Raw genomic sequence first — 14,792 nt, forward strand, 5'->3', positions numbered from 1 at the left:
TGTTATGTAAATTGAGTTTAGTTATAATTGTTTAATCTGTAAACTGATTTCAGGAAAGGTCAGTTACGGCTGTATTCCTTTTATGTCACAATTGTCTACCTTCTATGTTACAGTTGGATTTCTTCTGTTTTACGGCTGTGACATGAATAGCGGGTCGGTATGGAGGGGACGCACATTCCGCATCGTTCATTCTATCTGCCGGGTGGTTCCTTCCTTTACGGCACAATAACCCCATGAAGCACTGCAATACCATTTTACAGGCAATCTGCTGACTGTTTTACAAGAAATTGAAAAAAAGTGCATATTAGGTTGTGTGTATTTCCGTAGTAAGCCGACTCCATTATAAAGCACAGGGATTTTATGGAAGAAAACAACAATATAAAACGACTTATACAACTCTATTTCGGGAAGCGTTTTTCCCGTTCCGGGCGCATTCTGTTTGGCCGCTGGTTGCGGGCTGAAGACGGAATGAAGGAAAAGACAGCCGCGCTGCAAAACTGTTGGGAAGAATCGGCGGCTGACGTGACGGAGGAAACCCTGGAGGATTGGGATGGCTTGTTGAGATGCCTGCAGCCGGAGACGGTTTTTCAACAAACTCTTTTGTCGTTTCAGCGGAAATTGAAATATGCGGCAGTGATAGCGTTAATGTTGTTGACCGGAGCAGCGACTTTCTTTGCTACTGACCGCCTGAAACCCGCCCGGCATGTGGAGATGGCGGAATTGTTTGTTCCCTATGGCAAAAGCCGGCAGGTGATTCTTCCGGATAGTTCCCGTGTTTGGGTGAATGCCGGCTCATTGCTTGTTTACCCGAAAGATTTTACTGATGCGGAAACACGTACGGTTTACCTGACAGGCGAGGCTTCGTTTGCGGTGCAGAAAGATAAGGAAAAACCTTTTATCGTAAAGACGACCTATCTGGCAGTACAAGCATTAGGAACTCTTTTTACGGTTGTTTCCTATCCGGGTGATTCATGCACGAGTGCTATTCTGGAAAAAGGGAGCATCAAGGTCGACGTGAGATCCGACGAGCATCAGTCTGAGATATTAAAGCCGAATGAACAGTTGATTTATTCACATACGGCGCATACTGTGACGGTCCAGCCAGTCGATGCTTCGCTTTATAGATTGAAACGTAGCGGTTATCTGATTTATGAAAACGTACCCTTCAGTCTTCTTATGGCCTCTTTGGAACGGAGGTTTAATGTGACGATTCATTATAATTCACAGAAGTATGCCGGTGAGTCTTATAACGTCAAGTTTGCCCCGCATGAAACATTGGAGGATGTCTTGAACGTCCTGCATCAATTAATAGGTATTCATTATAAAATAAAAGAGAATGTAGTATTTATAAACTAAAATAAAGGAGGAAAAAACCATGAACAAAAGAAAACCGGAAAGAACGAAAGTGCGAAAATCCCTCTTTCCGGCGTTTGAAATCAAATAATAACTTTTTTGAACTCAACGTAAAGCGTTGAAAAATAAATAATAAATAAATTTCAAACATACAAAGATATAAACTTTATGAATCTAATACATATAAAAGCGGGAAAAACTCTTTTCCGTATTTTTATAATGGGAGCATTGTTTATCAACAGCTCGTTTGTGTTTGCTCAAAATCAGCAAGTTCGGTTGTCCGGAAATAGTTTAACCTTAAAGTCTGCTTTTAAACAAATAGAGCAACAGACAAAATTGTTTGTAGACTACAATACACAAGAGGTGAATGACTCTCAAGTCATTAAACAATTACCGAAGGAAAACAGCGTGAAAAATGTGTTGGAACAACTTCTTAAAGGGACGAATTGTTCTGTGTCATTCAGTAACGGGCATATTATTATTTCAAAAAAAGCATCCGCCCCATCCCAAGTAAAAAAAGTAACAGGTGTTGTGAAGGACGAAAGAGGTGAACCTGTGGTTGGTGCGAATATCGTGGAAAAAGGAACGACAAACGGTATTATAACCGATATGGACGGGAACTTCAGCCTCAGTGTTTCCGCTTCTTCCATACTTCAGGTTTCTTATATCGGATACCTCACACAGGAAATCCCAGTTGGCAACAAAAACTCCTTTGCTATCAAATTAGCGGAAGATTCGCAGGGGCTCGATGAAGTGATTGTCATCGGCTACGGATCTGTTAAGAAGAGCGATTTGACCGGTTCCGTGTCTTCCGTCAAAACGGCGGAATTGCAGCAGACGCCGATGACTTCCATCGACCAGGGCCTCGTTGGACGTGCTTCCGGTGTGCAAGTCATCCAAACATCCGGTATGCCGGGAGCCGTGGCCTCTATCCGGGTACGTGGTAGCAGTTCTCTACAGGGAGGAAACGAGCCTCTTTATGTCATCGACGGTTTCCCGGTTTATAGCGGTAGCGGTTTCGGTAACACCGGTGGCAAGACACAGATGAGCGGCCTGTCGACCGTAAACCCATCGGATATCGAGTCTATCGAAATCTTGAAAGATGCTGCCGCAACGGCAATCTACGGGGCGCGTGCTGCAAATGGTGTCGTATTGATCACGACGAAAAGCGGTAAGAAGGGACGTGATGTGATTTCTTTCGAGACTTCTTTCGGATGGTCTAATGTCTCTAAGAAAATAGACGTGATGAAAGCCCAAGATTACGTGAAGTTAGTCAATGAGGCTTATACCAACGACGGTTTGGACCCCTATTATAGTGCGACCGATTTAGCGGAGATCGCCAAAGTCGGGGATGGCACGGACTGGCAGGATGAGATTTACCGGACAGGCCTTACCCAAACCTACCAACTGAATTTCTCCGGAGGTGACGAGAAAACGCAATACTCCATTTCCGGGAACTATACCAACCAAAAAGGTATTATCTTAGATTCGGACTTTAAGCGTTATTCCATCCGCTTGAATTTCGACCGTAATATCTTTAGTAATTTTACGGTCGGTACGCATGCTACGGGAACTCACACGATTAATAATGCAGTAGCTACGGATACCGGTGGAGAGGATGGAACTGTTTCCGGTGCGTTAAGAATGAATCCGGCGCTTCCTATATATGAAGACGAGCTGGCGGGAACTTATACCCAGATAAATGTGCCGGGTCTTTTAATCCCAAACCCTGTCGGGACAGCCAAAGAACGGAAATTCAATAATGCAACGTCGCGTTTATTGGGGGATATATACGCCCAGTGGGAAATCATTCCCGATCTGAAAGTAAAGATCGTAGCGGGTGCGGATGTGATGTATCATAAAACGAACCGATATACGCCGGTTTCCATTTATCAGGCCCGGGGTATCGCCTCCGCTGATGTCGGCATTAACAAGAGCATCAACTGGCTGAATGAAAATACGGTGACATGGAATAAGACGTTTGCGGAAAAGCATGATTTCAGTGTATTGGGTGGATTTACCATGCAGCAGAATAATACGGAGTACGCTTTGGCCTCTTCCTCAAATTTCGTGAACGACATTATGCTGTATAATAACCTGGGAGCAGGTTCCATCTATAACAAGCCGGAATCCAACGCTACCCAATGGAATCTGATGTCATATCTGGCCCGTGTAAACTATTCCTACGATCATCGTTATCTGTTCTCGGTCAATGCGCGTATCGATGGTTCTTCCCGGTTCGGATCGAACAACAAATATGGTTTCTTCCCCTCCGCATCAGCCGCCTGGCGTATTTCCGAGGAGTCTTTTATGGAATCGGTAAAAGACCTGATCCCTAATTTGAAGTTAAGAGCCAGCTATGGTTTTACGGGAAATACCGAGATTGGTGTTTACCAATCATTGGCGACACTGGATTCTTACAGCTATGTGATCGGGGATTCACAAGTAACAGGCTTCTCTCCCAATCGAATACCCAATCCGGATTTGAAATGGGAACGGACAGGACAATTCGACGTGGGACTTGATATTGGATTATGGAATAACCGCTTACGTATTACGACAGACTATTATAAGAAGAAGACAACAGATTTGCTATATGATGTTGCCATACCTTATACTTCCGGTTATCAGACCATGCTGAAGAATATCGGTAGCGTCGAAAATCACGGTTGGGAATTGTCTATCGAGAGTGATAATATCACAGGACGGGATTTTTCCTGGACAACGGCATTCAATGTCTCACTCAACCGGAACAAGGTCCTGGAATTAGGCGGAGAAGATTATAAAGAGATGAGCGAAGGGGACGGGCACTTGAAGACCGGAGCCATTCGCCGGCTTATCGTGGGTAAACCGATCGGTATCTTCTATGGCTACCGCTTTGACGGTATCTTCCAGAATGAAGAAGAATGCAAAAAGCAAACCTCTTCCGCTTCCCCGATCGGCGTAGGGCTAAGACGTTACAAAGACCTGAACGGAGACGGTAAAGTGGATGCAACCAACGACCGGGAAATCTTGGGAGATGCAAATCCTAAATTCTTCGGGGGTATGACGAATACGTTCTATTATAAAGGTTTCGAACTGAATGTTTTCTTACAGTATTCCGTAGGAAACAAAATATACAACTACAACGCGATGGAGCTGGAAACGCCGACAGGAGGTACGAATGCCTACGCAGACTTGGTGAACCGGTGGACTCCGGAACATCCGAGTAATGTTTATCCGAAAGCCTCTACGAACCGTAATATATTGGTTAGCGACCGCTTTGTGGAAGACGGCTCTTATCTGAAATTGAAGACGCTGTCCTTATCCTATGATTTTTCCAAGTTGAAACTGAAGCATATACAAGGTTTGCGGGTGTATGTGACCGGACAAAATTTATTGACTTGGACAAAGTATCGCGGCTATGACCCTGAAGTGAGCTATAAGGGAGCCTCCACACTGGAAGCCGGTGAGGATTACGGAGGTTATCCGCAAGCCCGGACATTTATGGTTGGTTTAAAACTTGATATTAAATAAATGAAATCTAATATGATCATGAAAAGAATATTTCTATATAGCTATTTGATAGCAGCCAGTTTGTTGAGCGGTTGTTCTTTCCTCGATGAGAATCCGACAGATCGCCTGGTTACGAATAACTTTTATACGAATCAAAAGGATGCGCAATCAGGAGTCGACGCTATTTATCAGGAATTCTATGAGATATACAAACGTCAGATGTACTTGATGTGCGACTTACCGACGGATGCCATGAAGAACGGATTGGGAATGCCGAATGCTTTTTTGCAAGACCTGGAGTTCCTGCGTCATAATTCGGAAAATACGTTTGTCCGGGATATGTGGAAAAACAATTACTCGGGAGTGATGAGGGCGAATGCCGCTATCAATAATATCCCGGGAGTGACGATGGACGAGACTTTGAAAGCCCGCCTGATCGGTGAAGCGAAATGCTTGAGGGCTTTATTCTACTTCAACCTGGTCCGCTTCTACGGGGATGTTCCTCTTGTCTTGAAATTGGACAATATAGATGATGCAATGGGTCCCCGGATAGATAAAGAACAGGTCTATGGACAAATAATTGCGGACCTGACGGACGCATCTCAGGCATTGCCGGTTTCCTCTGATTATAGCTCTACCGATCTGGGACGTGTCACGAAAGGAGCGGCTAAAATATTGTTAGGTAAAGTCTACTTGACTAAAGGGGATTATGCGAATGCGAAAAGCACACTGGCAGAAGTGATCGAGAATGAAGGAACTTATGGATATGGCTTGCATCAAAATTATGCGGATAACTGGAATCCTGCTACTGAAACAGGAAAAGAAGCCGTCCTGTATGTGGAGTTTAAGCCGCAACCGCTGGTGTTCAACCAGGAAATGGGATTGGCGGGGCCTAAATACTCTATCCCGGAACCGATAGGTGTTGCCGGTTCAAATGAGGCGGATATCCCGACGATGGAGTTGTATAATGCTTATGACAAGAATGATCTGCGCTGGCCGGTTAATTTCCGTACACATTTTACGAATCCCAATAACGGGCATGAGATGGAATCCTCGATCCCTCTGTTCGGAAAATATTGGCAGGAAGGCCTGAAAGCTGAGAATCAATGCGAGATAAATATGCATATCATCCGCTATGCCGATGCCTTGTTAATGTATGCCGAAGCCTTGAATGAACTGGGGGAATCGGCGAAAGCCCACGAGGTTTTGAACAGGGTTCGCGAGCGGGCCTACGGGGATGCTTCCGGTAACTATGCAGGATTATCAAAAGATGCGTTCCGGGATGCCATACTGAAAGAAAGATGGCTGGAATTCCCGTTGGAAGGACATCGCTGGTTCGACCTGGTACGGATGGGCAAGTTCGTAGAACGTATGAAGGAACATAGCGCTTATGAAGCCTCCATCGCGGAAAGTAATAAGACAGACATTGCGAGTAACGTAAAAGATCACATGATCCTTATGCCTATCCCCCAACATGAGATGGACTTGAATCCGGAGCTGACTCAAAACCCCGGATGGAATTGATATTAGTTGAACAGGTGACTAATAAATATAGCGTATGAAAAGGAATAATCTGACAACAGTATGTTTGTGTGGCGTTTTCGCCACACAAACTATGATTGCCGCAGACCGGGATCGCCCCAACATCATTTATATCATGTCCGACGATCACGCCTCGCAAGCGGTAAGTGCCTATGGTGGAATCCTATCGGATATCTTGCCAACCCCTAATATTGACAGGATCGGACATGAAGGTGCGATCCTGCAGAACTGTTTCGTTACGAATTCGATCAGTACCCCCAGCCGTGGCGCTATTATCACCGGACAGTATAGCCAAAAGAACGGGGTATATACTTTACAAGACCCCTTGGATCCGGACCATCCGAACGTGGCGAAATGTTTGCAGCAGGCCGGTTACCAGACCGCTATTATCGGCAAATGGCATTTGCATGCAGAGCCTACCGGATTCGATTATTATAATGTCTTGCCGGGACAAGGACGTTATATCGATCCGATGCTTATCGAAAAAGGAAAATGGGGGGATGATCCGAAGGCGGACCCGCGGACCGGAGAAGTTTATAAGGGCCACTCTACGGATGTGATCGGCAGTCAGGCGATCAAATATATGGAAGGAAGGGATAAAAATAAACCATTCTTCCTGATGTGCCATTTTAAGGCGCCGCATCGCCCGTGGACTCCGGCGGAACGGTTTAAGGATTTACTGAAAGATGTGACGATACCGGAACCGGAAAATCTCTTAGATACCTATGAAGGCAAAGGGCAATACGCGCAATTGCTCCGGATGAGCATGGAAAATTTCCGTCCGTCCGACGTGAAGACCGACCTTCCGACCAATCTGAGCCGGGATGAGTTCCGCCATTGGGCTTATCAAATATACATCAAGGATTACCTGCGTTGCATCGCCGGAATAGACGAGAACGTCGGGCGCATCCTGAAATACCTCGACGATAATGGTTTGACGGATAATACGGTTATCATCTATACGGGCGACCAGGGATTTTTCCTGGGAGAACACGGTTGGTTCGACAAACGGCTGATGTATGAAGAATGCCTGCGTATGCCATTCGTGATCCGCTATCCCAAGGAGATTAAACCGAGGACGGAGAATAAGGACATCACGTTGAACATCGATTTCGCCCCTCTGTTTCTCGATTATGCGGGAGTGGGCAAACCCGGGCAAATGCAAGGGGAAAGCTTCCGGTCGAATTTGGAGGGCAAGACTCCGGGCAACTGGCGGCAAGCCATGTATTATCGTTATTGGATGAACGCGGATAACGACCATAATGTTACCGCAAATTACGGTATCCGTACGGATCGTTATAAATTGGTATTCTATTATGGAGAGTCTTTAGGCATGACCGGCACCAAGAATGTCTCGATCACACCGGAATGGGAACTGTTCGATCTGGAGAATGATCCCATGGAAATGAAAAACATCTATAATGACCCGGCAAATAAGGCTTTAATAAAGGAACTGAAAACTAAACTTCTGGAATTAAAACGCCAATATGACGATGAGGACAGTAAGTATCCGGTGATGACCGAAATCGCGAAGAAATATTATTGGTAAGCATCTAATAAATTCACATGGAGATGAAAAATACAATCAACTACGGAGCTTTATTAGCTCCCGCACTTTTGCTTTCCGCCTGCGGAACGGGGCAAAAGGAGGTGGCGGAGAAGCCGCTTAATATCATCCATATCATGACGGATGACCATTCGTATCAAACGATCAGCGCCTATGGACATGCCTTGGGCAAGTTGGCGCCTACGCCGAATCTGGATCGTTTAGCCGCGGAAGGTATGTTGTTCCGGCAGGCTTTCGTGGAAAACTCACTTTCTACACCCAGCCGGGCTTGCTTGATGACCGGACTCTACAGCCATCAGAACGGGCAACGGCAGTTGGGAAAAGGAATCGACACGACGAAGACTTTCTTCTCCGAGATATTGCAGCAACACGGCTATCAGACCGGCGTTGTCGGTAAATGGCATATGCAATGCGAGCCGAAAGGGTTCGATTATTACCATGTGTTGTGGGACCAGGGGGATTATTATAATCCGGAGTTCAAGAGCAAAGAGTCAAACGGCAAGTATATAAAGGAAGAAGGGTATGCTACGACCCTGACTACCGACCATGCTATCGAGTTTCTCGAGGAAAGGGATAAGAATAAGCCTTTCTGCCTGTTAGTCCACCATAAGGCCCCGCACCGTAACTGGATGCCGGATACGAAGTATATGGATTTGTATGAGGATGTGGAATTTCCATACCCCGATACGTTCAATGATGATTATGCCACCCGTTGCGACGCCGCCCGTACGCAGGAAATGCGTATCGACAAAAATATGACTTTAGTCTACGACTTGAAGGTCGATGAGTTGAGACACAGCGAAGCTTGCCAAAACGAGTGGAACCTGAAAGGCTGGGACGGCTCCCTGGACCGTATGACTCCCGAGCAGCGGGAAGCCTGGATCGCTTCCTATAAACCCCGTAACGAAAAGTTCATCAACCAGAACCTGAAAGGCGAAGATTTGGTGAAATGGAAGTACCAACGTTATATCAAGGATTATATACGTTGCATCAAGTCTATCGACGATGAGGTGGGCCGTTTGATCGCCTATCTGGAAAAGGAAGGGCTGATGGATAACACCGTGATTGTTTATACCTCCGACCAAGGCTTCTACATGGGCGAACATGGTTGGTTCGACAAGCGTTTCATGTACGAAGAATCTTTCCGTACGCCGCTCATCATCCGTTATCCTGCCAAGATCAAAGCGGGAAGCGAATGCACGGCCCTGGTCCAGAATATAGACTATGCCCCGACTTACTTGGATATAGCGGGAATCGAGAAACCGGATTATATGGTAGGAACCTCTTTGGCCCCTTTGTTCGGCGGCGAGACTCCGCAGGACTGGCGCCAATACCTGTATTATCATTACTATGATTATCCGGCTATCCACATGGTACGCCGTCATGATGGCGTGCGGGACAGTCGCTATAAATTGATCCATTTCTACGGCGATAAGAATGAGGTCAACGAGGCGATCAACTGTGATGAACTCTACGACCTGCAGAACGACCCGAATGAGTTGAACAACCTGTACGGTAATCCGGATTATGCCGACGTTACCGCTCGTTTGCAGAAACAGCTGGATCAGTTCAGAGTGGATCAGAAAGTAGATGAATATTAAGGAGCTTACTCCTTCTAAACATGAGGATGTGCCAAAGGTGTGGGAACAAGGATGGCACATCTTCATGTTAAATAGATTACAATAAGTTCCCTTCCGGAATAGAGAGATATGTCGATCAGTTTGTATAAAAAGCCTATTCTTTAGGCTGATTCGATTGCAATCCGAAATTTATCGTATATTTGAAGGCTGAGGAGATAAAACCGGAGGAATATGTCTAATACATTTACCACAGATGAAAAGCTGATAAAAGCGATTGGGAAGAGTGATTACGTTAGTTATAATAAACTGTTCGAACGTTATTATGCTTGTCTTTGCCAATATGTCTATAGTCTTCTTATGGACAAGGACGATGCGGAAGATGTCGTGCAGGATTTATTTCTTACTTTATGGAAGAACCGGGAACGGATTGAAATTAGAGAAAATGTCAGCGGGTATTTATATAGGGCAGCTAAACATTTGGCCTTAAACCATCTCCGTTCAAAGGTGCATTTTAATAATCTGTCGGAGAGCCAGGATCAATTTTCTTATGAAGACAACAGGGTCGAATCCGAAGAATTCAGGATCGCTCTTTATGGCTGTATAGACCATCTGCCGGACCGTTGCAGGGAAGTACTGTTGCTTCACCGGATAAAAGGAATGAAGCAGAAAGAAATATCGGAAAAACTCGAAATCTCTGTAAAAACAATCAAAAATCAGATTTGGTCGTCACTCCAGAAGCTGAAGCGTTGCCTGGAATTGAAAGGAATATAATTTTTTTGAGGTCCTCGATAGGACCTTTTTTTATTTGTCGTGTCATATAATAAAAGCGGGATTAATGGAAGAACAAAAACATATCAAAGATTATATTGTCGATTATCTGTTGGAGGAGGATGCGGGAAAGGGCGTCGATCCGGTGTTGGCGGAATGGTTGGCGGAGGATGAATCAAACAGGAAGGATTTCGATCTGTATAAGAAGATTTGGGAAGAATCCCATCTTTATACGGAATCCGGGGCTTATGATTCCGGTCTTGCCTGGGAAAAGGTGGATGCGATAAACGGGCAAAAGAAGAGTTCCCGGCAATATTTGCGGAATATATCCTATGCGGTTTCTGGTGCTGCCGCTTCGTTATTAATCATTCTTACCCTTTCTTTTATGGGTGTTTTTCAAAAAAAATCGGATGTGTTGGTACGTATGACTGCCGATTATGGGAATCGTTCGGAGATTGTTTTACCGGACGGGTCGCTCGTCAAGCTGAATTCAGGATCGGAAGTTGCTTATTCTTATGACCCGAAAAAGAAAATACGGGAGGTTGCCTTTCAAGGGGAAGGCTTTTTCGATGTGTCTAAGAGCAAAGAGCCTTTTGTGATAAAGACGGCCGGCGGTTTGAATGTGAGAGTTTGGGGAACATCCTTCAACCTGCAGGCTTATACCGATGATTCGGTTGTCCAGGCTTCTCTGGTCGAAGGTTGCATCGAACTGGAGAGCGGAAAAGAAAAACTGATCATGAAGCCGGGTGAAATAGCCGTCTTTGATAAGAATACCAATGAGATCAAGCAGGTGGGAGGCATATTGTCCCATTCGTATGGTTGGTTGGACAATAAACTGTACATGGAAGATATGCCGTTGTCGGTTGTCTGCAAGTATCTGGAAAGATGGTATGATGTGGAAATTACGCTGCAATCCGGCCTGGGCGAAGATATCCGCTACAACGGTGTTATACAGGAAGAAACCGTGACGGATGTAATGGAAGCCTTGTCCCGCCTGAGTCATATAAGCTATCATGTGAAAGGAAAACATATAAGTATAACCTCTAAATAGTATTGCCTATGAAGTAGAAAACACCATGTGAATACACAAAAACGGGAAATGCTGGAACATCTCCCGTTATAAGTTTGATCATAAAAATTAGTGCTTGCAACACTAATAGTTAACTAACAATCAATTTACAAATATATGAATTTATTTAATATGTTAGAGCTGGACTCATCTCCGGCCCTTAAAAAGATATTATCTATTATGAGATTAACTGTTCTCTTTTTAGTCGTATGTTCATTGAGTATTTCTGCAACTGTATATTCACAAACGACAAAATTGTCATTGAATGTACAGGATCAGTCGATAAAGGAAATCCTTTATTTGATCGAAAATAAATCCAATTTTCGCTTTATTTATGAGAGTGGGAAAATTAATCTGGACAAAAAAGTATCTATTCAGGTAGAAGAAGAAACGGTGGAAATTGTGTTGAAGCAATTGTTTAAAAATGAGGGTGTTGATTATGAGATAACTGATAATAATCTCATATTGATCAATCCTGTCGAAAAACCAAATAAAAATTATCAAAATCAATTTCCACAGAAAAGATTAATTAGTGGTATTGTAAAAGATGAGAGGGGAGAACCTGTTATTGGGGCTAATGTTGTAGAAAAAGGAACGACAAATGGAACTGTTACAGATTTGGAAGGCAAGTATCGTTTGGAGGTTTTGTCTTTAGCTATTTTACAGGTTTCTTATATTGGTTATAACACCAAAGAGGTAAAAGTTAACGGAAAAGATATATTAAATATATCATTAGCAGAAAATACGGAATATTTAGATGAGGTAGTGGTAATTGGTTATGGGACAGTAAAAAAATCAGATTTGACAGGTTCTGTTGCATCAATTAAAAATGATGCAATTATGGATTTACCTTCGAATAATATATCTCAGGCATTGCAAGGACGTATACCTGGAGTTCAAATCCAACAGAATTCAGGAGAACCGGGTGCTAATATGCAAATTAGAATTAGAGGTGCTAATTCTATATCTGGAAGTAATGAACCACTATGGATAATCAACGGCTTTCCTGGAGATCAAAGTATGATAAATTCGTCAGATATAGAAAGTGTCGAGGTTCTTAAAGATGCATCCGCGACTGCTATTTATGGATCTCGTGGAGCGAATGGAGTAATTATTGTTACAACTAAACAAGCGAAAGAGGGCCGGGTTAGTGTTGATTATGAAGGCAGTTTTAGCACGCAAACAGTTAGAAAAAAACTAGAATTAATGAATGGGGCTGAATATGCGGATTATTATAATACATTTTGGAAAAACACGCATGGGGAAGATTATTTTACCGAGAGTGAAATAGCTGGTTTTGGGCAAGGGACGGATTGGCAGGACTTGATATTCAGATCTGCTGCTGTTCAAGACCATTCATTAACGGTGAATGGAGGTACAGATAAAACACAATTTGCCATAGGTGCAAGTTATTATGACCAAGAGGGAGTGATCAAAGAGAATCGTTATCAGAGAATTGTATTGAGAGCGAATCTAAATCATAAATTTAATGATAAATTTTCTGTTTCATACAATTCGATATTGAGTAAAACTAATCGACATCTGACAAATGAAAATAATATATTGCTGTCTGCGTTATCAGCTACTCCTACTGTGGGTCCATATTTGGAGAATGGAGATTATCGTTTATTGACAGGGGTTTACCCTTTCAGTCCAGATAACTTAATCAATCCCATTGCTTACTTTAATGAAGTTGCAAATAAGCAAATAAATAATAAGGTAATGGCTAACGTTGCTGTTGCGTATAAACCGATACCGGATTTGTCAATTAAGATTTCTGGAAATATTTCGAATACGGATGGTAGATCTAATAATTATACGGGTGTAAAGTATCCGAATTCAACAGGAACTGCAGGTTTAGGTTCGTGGAATAACCAGACTGTGAACAGTGATAATATTGTGACCTATAATAAAACAATCAATAAAGATCATAACATTACTGCAACAGGGGCATTCACTTATGAGCGATATTCTGGAGAGTCTGTAAATGTGTCGGGGGCTGGATTTTTAAGTGATGCGACAGGCCCATATGATATTGGTTCTGCTACAACGATAAATACTCCATCTTCTTCTTATACGGACTGGACTTTGTTATCATGGCTTGGCCGGTTCAATTATTCATATAGAGGTAAATATTTGGCAACGGTTAGTTTTAGAGCGGACGGATCATCTCGTTATAGTGAAAATAATAAATGGGGGTATTTCCCTTCCGGAGCTCTTGCTTGGCGTATATCGGAAGAGGAGTTTATGAAAGATTTATCTTTTATCTCAAATGCGAAATTAAGGATTGGATATGGGCAAACAGGGAGTACGGCAATCGATCCATATTATACTCTTAATATGTTATCATCAGGTAAGGTTAGTTTTGAAGATGCATTATATACATATTATGCGCCGGGAACTCGTTTACCAAGTGATCTTAAATGGGAGACAACTTCTCAGACGGATGTCGGTTTAGATCTGGGAGTTATGAACAATCGAATTCGTGTTACTTTTGATTTTTATTTGAAGAATACTCGTGATTTATTGAATACTGTGCAGTTACCGGCTTCTTTGGGGTATACGACAACGGTAAAAAATGTAGGAGAAGTTCGAAATAAAGGATTTGAGTTTCAATTAGATGCCAATATACTGGATGGAGTGTTCAAATGGGATATTTCTGCCAATATATCCTTGAACAGAAATAAGGTAATAAAACTTCAAGACGGACAAGATATCCAAGGTACGACTTATAACCTAAATGTTGCGAATGATTATGTTAATATCTTGAGAGAAGGGTATCCGATGAGTATCTTTTATGGTTATCAGACAGATGGCTTTGATGAAAATGGACATTATGTTTATAAAGATAATAATGGTGATGGCAGCATTACTGATGCAGATAAAGCTATAATCGGTGATCCTAATCCTGATTTTATTTATGGTTTATCCTCTAATATGTCATGGAAGAATTTTGAGTTTAGTTTCTTTCTACAAGGTTCGCAAGGAAATGATATATTTGGTTTTAGCATGATAAATCAGAATTATAAAACTTATTTGGGAAATAATGCATTGAAAGAGGTTTACTATAATCATTGGACTGTAGAAAATCCGGGAGCCCAATATCCTGCTGTGGATAATGTGATTTCGACAAAGATGGCAGATTGCTTTGTTTATAATGGATCTTATTTGAGATTGAAAAATGTAAAGTTAGCCTATAATATTCCAGTCGATAGGTTAGGAATAAACTGGCTAACAAGGGGGCAAATCTATATTAGTGGACAGAATCTGTTGACGATTACAAAATATCCTTGGTGGGATCCCGAAGTCAATTCTAAGGGTGGCAGCACTTCTATCAACCAAGGGATAGATTATTATTCTTATCCTACAACTAAGGGATTTACAGTTGGAGCTAAGTTATCATTTTAAAGTTATTGAA

General features: G+C 42.9%; 8 protein-coding genes. All 8 read left to right on the plus strand.

From position 1 onward, the window contains the following. The first annotated feature begins 360 nt into the window (after positions 1-360). Positions 361-1,356 (plus strand): FecR family protein, encoded by a 996-nt coding sequence (locus tag DWU89_RS06605; RefSeq protein ID WP_115498854.1) that lies wholly within the window; start codon positions 361-363, stop codon positions 1,354-1,356. A gap of 216 nt (positions 1,357-1,572) precedes the next feature. Then, positions 1,573-4,869 carry a SusC/RagA family TonB-linked outer membrane protein gene (locus tag DWU89_RS06610; RefSeq protein WP_115498855.1) on the plus strand — a complete coding sequence of 1,099 codons (3,297 nt, stop codon included), beginning with the start codon at positions 1,573-1,575 and terminating at the stop codon, positions 4,867-4,869. A gap of 18 nt (positions 4,870-4,887) precedes the next feature. Then, a complete protein-coding gene (locus DWU89_RS06615; RefSeq protein WP_115498931.1) occupies positions 4,888-6,372 on the plus strand; it encodes a RagB/SusD family nutrient uptake outer membrane protein in 1,485 nt (494 codons plus the stop codon). Between the two features lie 34 nt (positions 6,373-6,406). Continuing rightward, entirely contained in the window at positions 6,407-7,939 is a 1,533-nt protein-coding gene (locus DWU89_RS06620; protein WP_115498856.1) for a sulfatase family protein, read from the plus strand. Between the two features lie 23 nt (positions 7,940-7,962). Beyond that, entirely contained in the window at positions 7,963-9,558 is a 1,596-nt protein-coding gene (locus DWU89_RS06625; RefSeq protein WP_115498932.1) for a sulfatase family protein, read from the plus strand. Positions 9,559-9,768: 210 nt separating this feature from the next. Continuing rightward, entirely contained in the window at positions 9,769-10,308 is a 540-nt protein-coding gene (locus tag DWU89_RS06630) for an RNA polymerase sigma factor (protein ID WP_115498857.1), read from the plus strand. A gap of 64 nt (positions 10,309-10,372) precedes the next feature. After that, positions 10,373-11,356: a FecR family protein gene (locus tag DWU89_RS06635; protein WP_115498858.1), complete on the plus strand. Its 984-nt coding sequence runs from the start codon at positions 10,373-10,375 to the stop codon at positions 11,354-11,356. Between the two features lie 135 nt (positions 11,357-11,491). After that, entirely contained in the window at positions 11,492-14,782 is a 3,291-nt protein-coding gene (locus DWU89_RS06640; RefSeq protein WP_115498859.1) for a TonB-dependent receptor, read from the plus strand. The last annotated feature ends 10 nt before the right edge of the window (positions 14,783-14,792 follow it).

The organism is Parabacteroides acidifaciens, assembly GCF_003363715.1.
Classification (GTDB): Bacteria; Bacteroidota; Bacteroidia; order Bacteroidales; family Tannerellaceae; genus Parabacteroides; species Parabacteroides acidifaciens.